At 32.9% G+C, this 17,221-nt stretch carries 10 protein-coding genes and 1 pseudogene; 1 reads left to right on the plus strand and 10 read right to left on the minus strand.

The annotated features are described in order from the left end of the window. Position 1 precedes the first annotated feature (1 nt). From HNQ03_RS13060 to dnaK, 10 genes and pseudogenes are all read right to left on the minus strand, one after another. Complete coding sequence (locus tag HNQ03_RS13060) at positions 2-3,025, minus strand: virulence factor SrfB (RefSeq protein WP_173780134.1); 3,024 nt, start codon at positions 3,023-3,025, stop codon at positions 2-4. 1,889 nt (positions 3,026-4,914) lie between these two features. Further along, positions 4,915-5,925, minus strand: a complete 1,011-nt coding sequence (locus tag HNQ03_RS13065; RefSeq protein WP_262888570.1) for an autotransporter-associated beta strand repeat-containing protein — start codon at positions 5,923-5,925, stop codon at positions 4,915-4,917. Beyond that, a pseudogene (locus HNQ03_RS16265) lies at positions 5,926-6,279 on the minus strand (autotransporter-associated beta strand repeat-containing protein); the annotation flags it as partial. A gap of 23 nt (positions 6,280-6,302) precedes the next feature. Then, positions 6,303-9,146 (minus strand): beta strand repeat-containing protein, encoded by a 2,844-nt coding sequence (locus HNQ03_RS13070; protein ID WP_173780136.1) that lies wholly within the window; start codon positions 9,144-9,146, stop codon positions 6,303-6,305. A gap of 839 nt (positions 9,147-9,985) precedes the next feature. Then, positions 9,986-10,999, minus strand: coding sequence for a replication initiation protein (locus tag HNQ03_RS13075; RefSeq protein ID WP_173780137.1), 1,014 nt, complete (start codon positions 10,997-10,999; stop codon positions 9,986-9,988). Next, positions 10,999-11,367 carry a helix-turn-helix domain-containing protein gene (locus tag HNQ03_RS13080; RefSeq protein ID WP_173780138.1) on the minus strand — a complete coding sequence of 123 codons (369 nt, stop codon included), beginning with the start codon at positions 11,365-11,367 and terminating at the stop codon, positions 10,999-11,001. Before HNQ03_RS13080 ends, HNQ03_RS13075 begins: the two co-directional genes overlap by 1 nt. 106 nt (positions 11,368-11,473) lie before the next feature. Continuing rightward, positions 11,474-12,142, minus strand: a complete 669-nt coding sequence (locus HNQ03_RS13085) for a mobilization protein (protein WP_173780139.1) — start codon at positions 12,140-12,142, stop codon at positions 11,474-11,476. 1 nt (position 12,143) lies between these two features. Further along, a complete protein-coding gene (locus tag HNQ03_RS13090; RefSeq protein ID WP_173780140.1) occupies positions 12,144-13,385 on the minus strand; it encodes a site-specific integrase in 1,242 nt (413 codons plus the stop codon). After that, complete coding sequence (locus HNQ03_RS13095; protein ID WP_173780141.1) at positions 13,382-13,951, minus strand: helix-turn-helix domain-containing protein; 570 nt, start codon at positions 13,949-13,951, stop codon at positions 13,382-13,384. Before HNQ03_RS13095 ends, HNQ03_RS13090 begins: the two co-directional genes overlap by 4 nt. Positions 13,952-14,190: 239 nt before the next feature. Then, positions 14,191-16,080, minus strand: coding sequence for a molecular chaperone DnaK (gene dnaK, locus HNQ03_RS13100; RefSeq protein ID WP_173780142.1), 1,890 nt, complete (start codon positions 16,078-16,080; stop codon positions 14,191-14,193). 528 nt (positions 16,081-16,608) lie between these two features. Between dnaK and HNQ03_RS13105 the strand changes: the two genes are divergently transcribed. Beyond that, positions 16,609-17,115, plus strand: a complete 507-nt coding sequence (locus HNQ03_RS13105; RefSeq protein ID WP_173780143.1) for a hypothetical protein — start codon at positions 16,609-16,611, stop codon at positions 17,113-17,115. Positions 17,116-17,221 lie beyond the last annotated feature (106 nt).

Genomic DNA, 17,221 nt, shown 5'->3' on the forward strand with positions numbered 1-17,221 from the left:
ATTAGTTTTTGACATTTAATGTAAATTCACAGGTATCTAGCCAAAAGCCAGCTTCTTCATGAAGTGTTTGATAATTTAATGAAAAATATTTTATATATTTATCGTTACCATCTGAATCTTCCACATTTACAATATTTATTTTTTCTTTGCTTTCATCAAATTCTCGGCTAAGTGTCACCTTAAGCGGAAGATTGGTGAAAATGCTATTTCTCTCTACATTAATCTGATTTTCATAGTATCGTTCCTCTCTACCTGGATATTTCATACGCACAATTATTTCAATTTCTTTATCATTCACTCCGATACTATATAAATCCGAAAACGGATAATTAGTGGTTAGATATTTTGAATAACCAAACTGAAAGGGAAGTTTATTCACCGTAATTGTATCTTCATTCTTTCTTGGAGTTAATATTTCCTTTTTCACATTTGCTTGATTATCTACAATATAATCAGCGGTAGAAACTAAATTTTGCGCTAAATATGTTGTGTCAATTTTTAAATCGTTGATTCTCATTAATTTCCCTGCCATAACTGCAATAGTTGCTCCTACACAAACAACAGTTTTAGGATCTTCAATATAACCGTTATTATCTGCAAAGGGATACCATCTTCCGATCCAGTAATTATTTAAGTTTACTAAATTATTAGGTGATGTAGAAAGATATTTTTTGAACAAATTTTCGAAACTATTTAATGAAGCAGGCTTTCCTGATAGTACAACATAATCACATTGGTATTGATTCATCACCACACAAATTTGCCTTATTAAACTATCAAATACTGCATTTACAATATTGTTAACTTTCTCCGGTGAAATTTTCCATTTGATTTCAGTAAAATTAAATCCAAAATGACGCTCGAAATAATTTAAAATATCTGTATTTTTGAACTCTTGATCAATAATCTCTTCGAAAGTTTTTATGTAACTCTCTTCATTATTCGCATTATTTAAAAATTCTAATGCAATTGGTACCGCAACCTGATGAATAAAAGCCTTTCTTACTACTTTCGCTTTGAATCCTATTTTATTACTGTCTTCTCCAAAAAATCCGTTGAGTTTTGCAGAAACATCAGGAATATTGATACTTCTAGCATAAGCGCCAATTCCCCCTTCACACTGCACTTCCTGGTTATGATTATAAATTCCTTCAATTATATTTTTTTGAATAATCTCTCTCAGGATATCATCACCTGCATTTTTAAAAGTATCCCAGAAAAGCGGAAATGGTTTAAGTACATCTTCACCGTGGTTTGCTTTTAAAGTGTATTTATTTATCATTATATCAGTTGTACCAGCACCTATATCAATAGATCCTACTGTTATAGAATCTTTATTTTTAAAGAGATAATGGTCAATTACATAATTATTACCTTTTAGTTTTTTCGCAAACAAACTGTAAATAAATACCAACTGACTACTGGTAGCTTCGTCGTAAATCCAGTCTTTTTTCTCTTCGAGTTGACTTAGATTTTTTGAAATATCTTTAATTGAAGGAATAATTTCAGGAAGTTCAAACCATAGATTATTATAATCATTGTCAAAATAAAAATTAACATAATTATTAAGTAATTTACACGCATCTTCCGCTGCCTTTCTTAAAGCAATTTGCTCATGCTGAATCATCCCAGTCGGACAAGAAATTGTAATTCTTTTCAAAGTTCTTGGTATAGTCATATCACCATGTTCCTTTCGAAATGAGTAAGAATTTATCTGGACATAGGCGTGAATAATTAATTCTAAAAATACGAATTTCATTAAAGAACTTCGCGAAAAAAGAGGCTTTGATCCAAAAAGTTCATTTCCAGTAATTAATTCCCCATTTGCTTTTATCTGTTCCGAAATACCGTTTAGATAGACTTTTTTTATACTTTTAATATCTTTTGGATTAAATTCCCATTCTCTTTCTGATGGAGAATTATCCCATAAGTATCTTTTCGGACTTGAGTTATACGTCTTTAATTCATAGCCTAAACTTAGGTCTGTTATAGATTTATTTATCAAACTTTCTGCTTCAAAACCAATTCGTACTAAACTTGGCACTGTGAATTTATTATTATGATACATTTCGTTATTCAGATCCCCAAATTTAGATTCAGAGAAAATCAAATTCATCGGAAAGGGCTTTGAATATTCATTATGCGGATTAGTGTAATCTTGTATCAAAAGCTTCTTCACATTCTTGAATTCAAAAGAACTATCGTCCTTACTTTCGAAAAGAAGCGCACAAGTAGCTGAATTACCTATATCGATCACAAGATCAACTGGTTTTTTCCTTACATTATTTGTGAAAATTTGCAATTCTGGCATATCTACAAGACTAGAGAGCCATTTCATCAACATAATATAACCTCCGGCATATTGCTTTACTGGTTTTTCATATCGTAATTCGTCATTTTTACCATAATAAATGTCTGCAAGATATTTTTCTATCCATGACACAGAAGAATCTCTTTTAAATAAAAATACGCTTAAATTTAACTCATCTGTTTGAATTTTGTAAATATTTTCTTCCGGATTTAAATTAAGAGATGGGCTTGTCTTGTCACTTTCATTTTTTGCTAAAGAAGTATCTATAGCTAAAACAATTTTAACATTCTTAAAATTTTCATCACATTCAAAAAATAGCCGAACCCAATCAGTTGGATAAAGCAAATCTTTATTGATTGAATTTTCTTTAAAAAATGGAAGAGGAATCCACTTTTTTTGAAAATTTTTAAGCACTTTTTTAAGATTATTTTCCTCGAAATTTTGACCATATGAAGATAGTTGAGAAATATCAGTCTCGTCCTTGATTTTTCCATTAACAATAATTTCTTTATCAACTAATTCTTGGACTCTATAAAAAGACTCCTGTCCATCTTTGCTAAATTTAACTAAAGGATCAAGAATAAAGTTGTAACTATTGGAATCATAGGGTTCATGATAGTAAACTTTGTTATTTTTTCCAAAATCCAAATCGATTTCAGCATCAAATTTATGATACTGTATACTAGAATTAGCAATTAATGATATTCTTTTCATCTATTTTATAAAAATGTTACTAGCTACTTTTTTTGATTAATGTATAAATAACTATTTACTTTTTGTTTATCAATAAAAAGTATACTATACTATAAACACATATAAAAAATCTTAAAATTAGGTAAAATAGTTCATCGAATATTGTACAAATTTGTACAATGTAGAAAAAAGAGAAGATTGCATTTTTTACAACTTCTTGCCATTTCACATTAATTTTATAAAACACTTTCTGTATTACGTTATTTATCTCCACTTCAAAATTAATTATTCTATCTATAACAGCCTTACGGGAAACCGTAAAACGAGTTAATAAGCCTTTTTTTTTCTAGTTTTTTTTACAAAACATTGCTTTAAGTAACTGATTTTATTTGTCTTAGAATTTATTTTGTGTGGGAACATTATACTAATAAAAAAATTGAATACGATTACTGAAATTTTAACTGCTAATAAATCTAAAACTGGTTTATAAATCTTCAATTATAAAGTGTTTAAATATTAACATTCATTTTATTTTTTTTCTACATCCCTTCTTTTATAGAACTCTGCAATATCATTTATAAAATTAAAAAAAAACGAGTTCCGAAGTTTTTTCCCCTTTTCGCAGAAAAGGCAAGATCGTCTTCGTAACCAAAACTTACAAAAGTTTGTGGGTACAAAGACACATCTTGCTAAATCTATTCGCTATTTTTTCAGACCTCTGAAAAAGTTGAACTGACTCAGTGTAAAGCATTGGTATTCAAGTAGTAATTGATGCATTTTCTTTTAAAAAAGAAAGAATTGAAGGTGGGTTTATTTTACGCATGTAGATTGATTACCTGTAGCTAATTTATGCAGGTGCTGTATTCATTTTACGCAGGTTCAGGCAAAATGATGGGTCTATTTTACTCAGGTGCGAAAGTTTACCTTATGTTATTTTACGCAGGTTGGAATTATATCCTGCAATTATTTTACCCATGTTAGAAAAATATCCTGTACTAATTGTGCGAAGATTCCTGCATCTTTTTTACGCAGGTTAGAAAAATATCCTGACTTAAATTCACCCAAATTCCTGCATCTTTTTTACGCAGGTTGTTACTCTATTTTTCACTTTTGTATTTGAAATGGGTAAATATCGTTCGTTTATCCATTCACACCTATATTTATTTTACGCAGGTCTGAATTATCTTTTTGCCTTCAAAATCAACTAATGCGATTGTTTTTTTTTCTTTTTAAAGCAAATATCTTTTCGGAAATAAAATCCTAAAATAATTTAAAATTCTAAAAAGTAAAACATCTGTAAATCTGCGCTTTACAGTTCAGTATTTTCGAAATATTTATCCACATCTATTTCTTTTATTATTAAAATTATATTTATTAATAACATTAGTATAATTAAGAGCGAAATTTAAAATCTTCCTAAAGTATTATGGATATTAGGTTTTTCAACTATTTTAGCAAATTAATTTGGAGATAAAATCTTATTTCACGGAAATAAAATGCTTTAATCAAGAGTTAAAACCCAGATTTTCGGAATTAAAAACCTGGACAGCGGAAATAAAATTCTGGTTTTCGGAAATAAAATCACGATTGTTTTTCGAGTAAATTAAAAACCGCTTTTATGTAATGATCACCGCTTAAAGTGGGGTGAATTTTGTTTTTTAATCTGATAGAAAGTTCTTTGTAACCCTTAATTTCAAAGAGTTTTTGCAATGTCCTGACATTAAAGTCATTTAAAGTTCGTTTTCTCTTCAAATATTTTATAGAACGATCTACCTGCAAATCATTAAGCGAAAGAAATTTTTCATTTTTACCGGTTGATTTTGAGGTATAATAAATCGAAAATGTGTATTTGCCTTCTCTATAAGCATAGTTGAAACTCAAATCAATCAAATCCTTCTGTTATGGACCTATTAATATTTAATTTTTTTGATTACGATCAAACCACTTCCGCCGAAACCTCCTGCAGTAGCAGTACCTCCGCCACCACCACCACCAGCACCAGTGTTTAGTACAGCACTTGTACTTGCACCGTTCTTACCACCAGTACCTCCACCATATACACCACCTGCTCGTTTACCGCTAAAGAAGGATCCGCCACCACCACCGGCACCCAAAAGAACAGAAGTTTCTGCAATACCAAAATACCCCGCAAGTGCAGTTTTTATACTTGCATCAGCAGGAGCAATACCATTCGCACCTCTTTGTTCGAGAACAACACCTGCAACTCCATTTGCACGACCTCCTCGAGCATATGATGAATTACCAGCTTGTGAATTAGCAAATCCTGGCGTAGCTATAAGACTGAATAGCTGACTTTTAAATCCATTTTGATTTTTCGTTGTTCCTCTTGCACCAACGATTAGGGTCCTATCTACTTTTAGCAATGGGAGTGCGATTGTGTTTTGCAACACTTGGCCACCACCACCACCACCACCATAACTTACAGAATAACCAGGACCGCCCCCACCAACGATATAATACTCAATGTCTGGAGGCATAATTACCGTTCCTCCATTGTTAATAATATTAGGAAGTTTGATAATAGAAGGAAGTGAAGGAAGAATTGATATTTCATAAGTAATACCTGCCTCTACGACTGTATTATATACTACTCCTGTAGCTCCAAAAGAATACTTAAGTAATGACAAATCAAGAATAGCACCACTCTCCACAGTTATATTTGGTGTGTCAACGCTACCTGTGATATTGAGTCTACCAGCATTTACTGCAGTATTGCCTGTGTATGTATTGTCTCCTGAAAATGTCAATGTTCCGGTGCCGTTTTGTACAACATCTCCTATGCCTTGTATTGTTTGTGAGATTATTGGTGCGGTATCGCTTCTATTAAATACTATGTGGGAGTTGTTTGTTATTGTACCTGAACCTAAAGTTCCGGTTGTTCCGCCATTTCCTACGATCAAAGTACCACCACTGATTGTACTGTTACCTGTATAGGTATTGTCTCCTGAAAGAGTTTGTGTTCCAGTACCTATTTTATTAATAGAGCCCGTTCCAATAATAGCGCCCGAAAAATCAGCCCCTGTTGCATTGCCACAGCCAAAAGCAAAATTAAATCCATTGAGATTGATCGTGCCAGCACCGAGTATTTTACCGTATTTAGTATTTGAATCTCGTAAGCTAAATACATTGGGAGCATCCACAGTTAATACCTTGCAGTCTGAGTTTAACGCCCAAAACATTTTTTGTTCGGATTGAGCATTTACTATTTGGAAGAAATTACAGATTAAGACGATTGTATAAATAAATACCTTCATAATTCTCACTATGTTATTATTTCTTAGTTATAATTGTATCCAACTGTCCACCAATAATTGGCACCATCATAAAAATAAGAAAGCATATCCGCTGCATTACCAACAGCAGTCAGTTCAAGAACACCAGCACCACCATTTATTACTTTTGAGCCAGCAGGAAGCGTTAACTTTCTATTACCAGTAGCATCTTGTTTTACAATAATTAAACCATACATTCCCATTTTTGCATTGGTAATAATAAGAGTAGAATTAGCTGTTAAAGTAACTGAAGCAGTTGACCCTGCATTTTGATTCCAAGTAAAACTTGCACCAGAATTTCCTAAATTAAGGTAGGTAGAAGTATAATTAGTAGAATTAGTAGTACCATCTACTCCTAATGTTGGAGCAGTTGCAGTTGTATTTGTAGCAACTGTAAAAGCTGGTGTTGTAGTATTTACACCAACGTTCCCATTAGCATAAACGTTTACGCCAGATCCTGCAGTGCTATTGGCTTGTATCGTAGCTACTGTTCCTGTACTAGCTCCTGCTGTATTTTGAATATTTAATAAACCTTTCGTTGTTGTAGCTACAACTTGTGCTGTAGCATTTATCAAAGAACCACTTGTTAAAGTTCCTGTTCCTGATAATGACAATAAATTTCCTGTTGTAAGTGCATTTCCGCTTAAAGCCAAAGGGTTTTGGGTGGTTGCTGTACTCCAATTCCATGTTTGAGCAAAGTTGGTATTGTCGATAGTATTTGTGGCTATTGCTGGAGTTATACTTGAAATTGGTACAGTAGCATTTACCCAAGTAGGAGCACCTGCACCGTTACTTTTAAGTATCTGTCCAGCTGTGCCTGCAGCGGTATAGCCTAATGTAGTTGCTGTATTTCCAAAAACAATACTTCCTGGTGTAGCCGCAGTAGAAATGCCGGTTCCACCATTGGCAATTGCAAGAGTACCCCCCAAAGTAACAGCACCTGTTGTGGCTGTATCTGGTGTAAGTCCAGTTGTGCCTCCGCTAAAACTGGCTACAGTAGCTGCTTGTGTGGTAGGTGTCCAATTGGTACCATTATATGAAAGTACTTGATTGCTTGTGGGTGCTGTGCTACTTATTGCTATTCCTTGTAATTGATTAGCATTCCAATAGGCTCCTGTATTATTCACAGTTGAAGTTGTACCAGAAGTAGTAACAGCAGCACGAGTTGTTGCCGTAACTGCACCTATTTTATTGTTAAAAGTATTCCAATCTGTAAAACTTATTATTCCATCTTGCGAAGTAGTGGCAGTAGGAATTGTAACACTTCCACCAGTATTGGATAATGAAATGGTATTACCTGTTATTGATAAAGTTTGTAATTCATTGGTAATACTTCCATCAACTTCAGTTCCTGTAATAATATAAGGAGTTGCTGTTGTTCCGTTTCCAGAAATAGAATTTATTCCTGCTGCGGTTACTTTGGTGTCACTTCCGTCAGAAACAGGAAGGGTAACCGTAGATTCCACACCATTCACAGATGATTTCAAAACTCCAGAAGTAATAGTTAAATTATTAGAATTTACCATTGGAGCAGTTAAAGTTCCGTTAGAATCTGTAATAGAAAGCGTGTTTACAGCACTTGATAAAGCGGTGTTTACTTCATTGGTAATACTTCCATCAACTTCTGTAAAAGTATTATTTACTTTATAAGGATTTGCAGTTGTTCCAGTTCCAATTACGGTTACAGCACCAGTTCCAGCTTCTACTTTGGTATCACTTCCGTCAGAAACAGGAAGAGTAATTGGAGTTCCAGCTACACCATTTACTGTAGTTGTTAATTTTCCTGCAGTAATATCATTTGCAACAGAATTAACCATTGGCGCAGTTAAAGTTCCGTTAGAATCTGTAATAGAAAGTGTGTTTACAGCGCTTGATAAAGCGGTGTTTACTTCATTGGTAACGCTTCCATCAACTTCAGTTCCTGTTATAATATAAGGAGTTGCTGTTGTTCCGTTTCCAGAAATTGCGTTAATTCCTGCAGCAGTAACTTTAGTATCGCTTCCATCAGAAACGGGAAGCGTAATAGCAGTTCCAGCTACACCATTTACTGTAGTTGTTAATTTTCCAGCTGTAATATCATTTGCAACAGAATTTACCATTGGAGCAGTTAAAGTTCCGTTGGAATCTGTGATAGAAAGAGTGTTGACTGCACTTGATAAAGCGGTGTTTACTTCATTGGTAATACTTCCATCAACTTCTGTAAAAGTATTATTTACTTTGTAAGGATTTGCAGTTGTTCCTGTTCCAGTTACGGTTACAGCACCAGTTCCAGCTTCTACCTTGGTGTCACTTCCATCAGAAACGGGAAGAGTGGCAGTAGAATCCACACCATTCACAGATGATTTCAAAATACCAGAAGTAATGCTAAGTGCATTATTATTAATAATATTTACAGTAGTTCCTGTTGTTCCATTTACTGTTGTTGATAATAGATTCGCTGTCGAAGTATTTGAAACAGTGGTAGATAATCCTGCAGCATTTACGGGAAGCCATGTTGTTCCATTCCAAGCTAAAACTTGACCTGAAGTTGCACCTTGTTGCGCCAATCCTAATTCATTTCCTGTGCTTCCATTACCTGTTAAAGTAGAATTGGTGAGCACTTTTGAGCTACCTGCAGTTGCTTGAGAAACCACTTTGTTGGCACTCACATATTTCACAACACCATCTGCATCAAAAACCATTATGGAATCTTTTGCTGATTGATTTGGTCCTATTTGATTTATATTTCTTACTCGTAACGAACCATTTACGTCTAATGTTTCAGTTGGTGTTGTCGTATTTACACCAACTTGCGCACTATAAAAGCCAGAAATAAGCAATAACGAAATAACTAGTAATCTTAAATTCATATTGAATGTTTTAAATTAATAAAAACTATATTTAATTGAAATATTTGCCAAAAAAATATAAAAATATTTGCAAAATTACAAAAAATGCAATTAAAACTAGGATTAATACTTGTTAATTAAGCGATTAATGATAATAATCTACAATATTAATTGTTTTTTTATGAATTTAAAATACGAAATATTATTTCTTGTAGATTTATCTACTTTAAGTAACTGTCTAAATTTTTTCTTTTATTCAATTGATTAGTTGTGGCTAATTTACGCAGGTTAGAAAAATATCCTGACTTGAACTCACCCAAATTCCCGCATATTTTTTACGCAGGTTGTTACTCTATTTTTCACTTTTATATTTGAAATGGGTATCCATATCTTCCGTTAAATTAATTCTCACCTATATTTATTTTACGCAGGTCTGTACAAACAGACTGGCTTCAAAATCAATCTGTTTTTTTACAAAATCAACTAATGCGATTGTTTTTTTTTCTTTTTAAAGCAAATATCTTTTCGGAAATAAAATCCTTAAATAATTTAAAATTCTAAAAAGTAAAACATCTGTAAATCTGTGTTTTACAGTTCAGTATTTTCGAAATATTTATCCACATCTATTTCTTTTATTATTAAAATTATATTTATTAATAACATTAGTATAATTAAGAGCGAAATTTAAAATCTTTCTAAAGTATTATGGATATTAGGTTTTTCAACTATTTTAGCAAATTAATTTGGAGATAAAATCTTATTTCACGGAAATAAAATGCTTTAATCAAGAGTTAAAACCCAGATTTTCGGAATTAAAAACCTAGACAGCGGAAATAAAATTCTGGTTTTCGGAGATAAAATCACGATTGTTTTTCGAGTAAATTAAAAACCGCTTTTATGTAATGATCACCGATTAAATTGGGGTCAATTTTGTTTTTTAATCTGATAGAAAGCTCTTTGTAGCCTCTAATTTCAAAGAGTTTTTGCAATGTCCTGACATTAAAGTCATTTAAAGTTCGTTTTCTCTTCAAATATTTTATAGAACGATCTACCTGCAAATCATTAAGCGAAAGAAATTTTTCATTTTTACCGGTTGATTTTGAGGTATAATAAATCGAAAATGTGTATTTGCCTTCGAAATAGGCGTAGTTGAAACTCAAATCATTAAAAGAATCCAGATCTGCTTTTATATTTTGCAAAAAATCTCTTTCAAATCTGGATCGTCCTTCATATTTATCTTTTGGTATTGAAAACTGTTTTAAAATTTGAGAATATTCCATGGATAAACCGCCAAATTTTTTAAACTTCAGAATCCACATCAAAAATCGCAAAGTATTAGAAGACGAAACTTGATAGGCCAAATCTTTTTTAAGTGGAAAATAATGGCTCATATTTAGCAAACGTTTGAGCACCGTTTTATCCATTTTAAAATACAAATTACCTCTATTCCACTGTGGTTTTAGAATGAAAGGAGCTGCTTTATAATTATTCATGGAATCGTCTTTCAATTGAAGCCAATTACTATCTGTCATATTCATTACGGATGTTTTGATGGTCGCATTTTTCATTCTACTTTTCGGATTCAAAACTTTAAATGGTATCTCAAAATCAACAGTTCCTTGATTTGACCATGCTGCAAAATACTCATCAAAACTACGTTGGATAGGTCCATTTTTATTTAATGGTGATTTTACCGATATAAAAAGCGACTGCTCTTCTTTGATGCAAGAAAGTATTATTGAAAGCACACGTTGTTCTATAATAGAAGTTTCCTGCGCTACTAAAATCTCTCTAAAATCATTAGAAACAAGAACTTTTTTCCTCGGTCTTGGCGAAAAACATTTTCTTTCTTGCATGTCTTTATTTTTCAGCATCAGTTTTTATTTAAATTTGCACCGATCTTCTTAAAGTTTTTGCCGAAATCTAACTTCGCTTCCGCTTCAATTTCCTGCATAGTTTTCTTTCTACCTTGAGAAATCCAGTCTAATAATTCATCTTCGAAAAAGTAGAGTTTCTTCCCATTTTTGTAGCAAGGAATCAATCTTTTTCGAACAAGTGTATAAACTGTAGGTTTTGCTTTTCCGATAATTCTGCAAGCTTCTACAATGTCTATTGGGATTCTTTTTTGAGGGATTTTTACTGCTTCTTTTCTTTCTACTAGAAATTTAATTTTGGCTATTTCGCTCACCAAATGTGCGACTGCTTTTGGCAGATTTTCAAATGAAATTTCATTCGCTTCCATACTAATTGTTTTTAATTGTTATGGTGCAAAGAAAAAAAGTGTTTTCCCTGTGTCGTACTGTACACGGGGAAAACACTTGAAAAACACAGCGTTTTTGTGATTTTTTCTAATCAGATAGAGATTCCTTTATAGTAATTATTCCTTTCATTTCATCGTCTTTTAAATGTCTCTTGATACTTTCGGGTTCTACTTCTTTCAAAGATTCTGAAAAAATGTTTTTTAGAAACACAGCAGTTTCAAATTGATTTCGCACATTAAAATGTTTCCAAATATTCCACCCAAAATGATACAAATCTAGGTTGGATAATTTCTCGATTTTAATTGGTTTTATATTATCCACTTTATTTTTCTCCGAATAGAGCACAACATAATTACAAAGCAATTTTAAATCTTCTTCTGAGGTATATAATGCAAAATGATTATGGATATATTTAATCGCAATATCTTTTTTGTCTTGTTCATTTTGGTCAATTATTTTTTGTTGCTCTTTCTTTATGTTCTCAAGATTTTCAACCGGTTTAAAAACTTCAGCAGAATTTTTTACTTTATTTTTTAGAGGAATTATTTTTTTATTTTTAATAATTCCATCCAAAATTAAAACGATCAATGCATAAGAGATGATGCCCAAAATACTCACGCACCAAAAAATAATATTTGCCGTGTAACTGTCCACGCCTTTGTCTAGAGAAGCAATTCTTACAACTGCTCCTACAGCAAGACAAGCAAAAAGAACTGCAAAATATTTAACGATATGTTCAAAATATTTAGAATTCATTTTATAGATTTTTTAATTGAATAGCTTTTGAAGCTACATTTTTCTTTTCATCCACTACTTTCGCATAAACCTGCGTAGTTTTCACGTTGGTATGACCTAACATTTTGCTGACCGTATAAATATCTGTTCCACTAGAAAGTTGCAAAGTTGCAAACGTGTGTCTAAAATTATGGAAGGTAATTTTCTTGGTAATTCCTGCACTTTCTATCCATTTTTTAAGTGGACGAGATATCCAAGCGGGATTTGTCAAATCTTTAAAAACCAAATCATTTGGCAAACCTTCGTCGCCACAAAGTTGTAATGCTTGTTTAGACATTGGCATATACTCTACTCCTTTGGTCTTTTTTTGAGTGAAATTTATTCGTGCTTGATCATTTTCTACATTAATTTCTTTCCACTTTAATTTTTGAATATCAGAATGGCGCAAACCTGTTAAAGCAGAAAAAAGTGCTGCACGTTTTAGAACATCAAGTTCACACGGAGTTTCTACCAAAATATTGAGTTCTTCAAGTGTTAAATATTCTCGTCTCGATTCTTCGTGCGGAATTGCTTTTATTTTTGCAGAAATATCAGTTGTAAAATAATCATCAATAAATGCTTGCTTTAATGCAGCTTTGAAAACAGAAAAATAAGTTGAAGCCGTATTTTGAGAAATAATCTCTGTCTTATTACTTCCGCTTTTCGCAGTCAACAAATAGGATTTAAAATTTTCGCAGAATTTTGTGTCTATCTGCGAGAACATAATCGTTTCACCAGCGAAATCTTTTAAAAATTCTATAGAACGGTACCAATTGACCTTTATAGATTCAGAGTTATTTTTATGTCGTTTGCTAATAAGCTCTTCAAAATACCTTACAAAATTTTCTTGAGATTTCTCTTTCTGTTCTAATTGAATTTTGTCGAGTTCACTATAAAGCTCAATATTATCATATTCATTCTGTCTCAATTTTCGCAAAGAATCTGCATAAAACATAGTTTCGCGATCGTTTTCACTTTTGCAGACTATAATTCCGTTATCATCTCTTTTAGGTTTAAATGAAACAGAATTTTCCGTTGTTCTTGCAGGTCTTCTCTTATCAAAATCTACAGTTGTAACGCTTCGGTTCAAATATTCTCGAATTCTTTGAACTTTAGCTTTACCAGGAATCATCACTGGATAACTTTCCAAATAAATAAACCATTCTTTTCGGTATTCGGATTTTCGCAATCTTACGGTAACTTTTGTTTTTAATAATTCTTTCATTTTCCTTCAAAAATTTTATCAATTAAATCTTTAGGAACATACACGAAACTTCCAACCTTTTTTGTTGGTATTTTATTTCTTTTAATAATTCTATTAACTGTTGATAGATCTGCATGAAATTTTTCGCCGATTTCTGAAATCGTGTAGCAAGTACCTATCTCAAAAGTAGGTTTGTTTTGTTCAACTTTAGATTCATCTGGAATTTCTACAGATGAAAATAAATCTTCTAAATCAGATCGCTTTACTCGAGTCAATCTTGAACCCAGATTAACTCCAGTTATAATTCCTCTTTTTATATATCTGTGCACTGTATCTTTAGATATCCCAAACATAACAGTTGCCTCAGACACTGAAATAAATTCCCGAGATTGAACTTCTGCGATTTTAATTGCATAATTTTTCAAAAGTGTTAATTTTTCAACCCTTTCTTTTTCGATTGTTTTATTTTCTTTTGCTGCTTTATTGTTGCAGGAAATAGAACAAAAACGGGTCATAACTGTCTTTGCTTCAAATGGTTTTGAACAATACTCACAAACCCTCGGTATTTTTAATTTACTAAATCCCATACTGTAATTACATCTTGCACATTCTCTCTTTTTACGAGTTCAAAATTAAATTACGGCGCATAAGGCGCACATACTATTTAAATATCGCTCGGTACAAGTGAGATACAAAAATACATTAAAAAACGATTAAAATCAACTATTATCAAAAAAAGTTAAAAACAAAAAAATCGCCGTAAACATTGAGTTTACAGCGATTTACTAATTTATTTCAATCGATATTAATCGATGATAATTGCTAATTATTTGACTTCTTCGAAATCTGCATCCTGCACATCTTCGCCACCTGCATTTGCAGATTCTTGTTGTGCACCACCTTGTTCTGCAGCTCCTGCTTGAGCATACATTTCTTCGGTTGCTGCCATCCATGCTGCGTCTAAAGCTTCAGTTTTAGTTTTGATAGATTCTACTTCGCCAGCTTCAAAAGCAGTTTTCAATTCTGCATGTGCGCTTTCTACTGCTGCTTTTTTGTCTGCAGATAGTTTGTCTCCAAATTCTTTCAATTGTTTTTCCGTTTGGAAAAGCAAACCGTCAGCTTTGTTCAATACTTCTACTTCTTCTTTTCTCTTGTTATCAGATACAGAATTTTCTTCAGCTTCACGCTTCATTCTTTCTATTTCTTCCTCAGAAAGTCCAGAACTTGCTTGAATTTTAATAGACTGCTCTTTTCCTGTTCCTTTATCTTTTGCAGAAACATTCATGATTCCGTTTGCATCAATATCAAAAGTTACCTCAATTTGTGGTGTTCCTCTTGGTGCTGGTGGAATATCAGAAAGGTCAAATTTCCCGATTTCTTTGTTATCATTAAACATTGGTCTTTCACCTTGTCCTACTCTAATGCTTACTGCAGGCTGATTGTCGCTTGCTGTAGAGAAAGTTTCAGATTTTTTTGTTGGGATGGTTGTGTTGGCATCAATTAATTTTGTGAACACAGAACCCATTGTTTCAATACCCAAAGAAAGTGGCGTTACGTCTAATAAAAGTACGTCTGTAACGTCTCCTGTCAAAACTCCACCTTGTATTGCTGCTCCTAAAGCTACAACCTCATCCGGATTTACTCCTTTTGATGGTTTTTTGCCAAAGAATTTTTCAACTTCTTCTTGTATTACTGGAATTCTTGTAGAACCACCTACTAAAATCACCTCATCAATATCAGAGATGCTCAAACCAGCATCAGATAATGCTTTTTTACAAGGCTCCATAGAACGTCTAACCAAATCAGAAGCCAATTGCTCAAATTTAGCTTTCGTCAATGTTTTCACCATGTGTTTTGGTCCAGATGCAGTTGCCGTGATGTATGGCAAGTTGATTTCTGTTTGTGGCGCAGAAGACAATTCAATTTTTGCTTTTTCTGCTGCTTCTTTCAATCTTTGTAGCGCGATTGGGTCACCTTTTAAATCTACACCTTCGTCAGATTTAAATTCGTCTGCCATCCAGTTGATAATTACATCATCAAAATCGTCACCACCAAGATGCGTATCTCCGTTGGTAGAAAGTACTTCAAAAACGCCATCACCCAAATCTAAGATAGATACATCAAAAGTACCACCACCAAGATCATAAACAGCAATTTTTTGGTCTTTATGAGATTTATCCATTCCATAAGCTAGTGCTGCTGCAGTAGGCTCATTGATGATTCTTTCTACTTTCAAACCAGCAATTTCTCCTGCTTCTTTGGTAGCTTGTCTTTGGCTATCGTTAAAGTAAGCTGGAACTGTAATTACTGCTCTCGTTACTTCTGTACCCAAATAATCTTCAGCTGTTTTCTTCATTTTTTGAAGAATCATAGCAGAGATTTCTTGTGGCGTATATTCTCTATCGTCTATTTTCACTTTCACGGTATCGTTTGCACCTTTCACTACTTTGTAGGCAACTCTGCTTATTTCAGAAGCATCATCTTTAAAAGAAGTACCGATAAATCTTTTGATAGAATATACCGTTTTTGTAGGGTTCGTAACCGCTTGTCTTTTTGCAGGATCCCCCACTTTTCTTTCGCCATCTTCCGTAAATGCTACGATGGATGGTGTTGTTCTTTTACCTTCACTGTTTGGGATTACTACTGCATCTTTACCTTCCATTACGGCAACGCAAGAATTGGTAGTCCCTAGATCTATTCCAATTATTTTACTCATTTTATTTATTTTTTAGGTTTAATATTATTGTTTGTTGCTTCCCCAATCTCCAATTTTGTACCAACGTTTGAATAGTGACAAAATGACAGAATCAATACGTCTTGTCATTGCGATCCGGATAGTTATCGGGGGAAGCAATCCTCTGCACTGTCATTGCTTTCACGCTGTCGTTGCGATCCCGATAGCTATGGAGAGAAGCAATCTGGGCAGCAAATTGACTTCGTCGAAAGCTAACTTTTTATTTTTGGGGCAGCTTTTCCGCCTTCCGTTCCCGCTTTTTTTCTTCGAAAGAAAAAAGAGCTTCACTTAAGTCGGGCTGCAAAGTTTCGCTTTGTTGATGTATATTTCCTTAAAGACTAATGGCAGAATTATAGAATATCAAACGATCTTCTTCACTAAAATAAACCTCAACAATACGTTGATTATATACAACAGAATAATGCTATTTTTGCTCAGTTTCGATAAGAAAAACTGAGTATATTAATAAGTTGTACGCAATAATCCCACAGAACGATGAAAAAAAATAAAATGGACTTTGAAGAATTTATGGATTATATTATTTTTAAAAACATAAGTGTTAGGAATAAATATCCAAACCTTAATATTCAAGAATCTGATCTAATAACTGTTCTTATGGCATCGTTCTTAGATAAATTTGAATCGAGATTATCACTGGAGTTTTATGATAATTTTATCTCTGAAGAAGAAATTGATTCAGTAGTTGAAAACTACGATTTTAATCAAATAAGAAATGAAGTTACTTTTAATTTTATAATTCCTGAAGAAATTGAAGAATTAGAAACAAAGGTTAAAATAAAAAATAATGGCAAGATATTTATTATTCATAAAAACGACGCAGATCCCTTTCCTTCAAACCCTCACGCCCATTGGCTAGATTCCAATTTGAAAATTGACCTATCAAATGGAAAGTGCTACCATATAAGAAAGCATATTAAAACTCTATCTACAAAAGAATTTAAAGAAATAAGAGAAAAAGCCGATGCTTTGGGTGTTGAACTTCCAAAATTGACATAATTACTTCGTACAATAACTAAGCTTTCGTTTTGTCTGAAAGACAAGAAATGAAAGCCCGTTGAACGGAACCTTCGGTAGCTTTTGCTCCCCACTTGGTAACCTTATG

The sequence above is a fragment of the Frigoriflavimonas asaccharolytica genome (assembly GCF_013294015.1).
GTDB classification, from domain to species: domain Bacteria; phylum Bacteroidota; class Bacteroidia; order Flavobacteriales; family Weeksellaceae; genus Frigoriflavimonas; species Frigoriflavimonas asaccharolytica.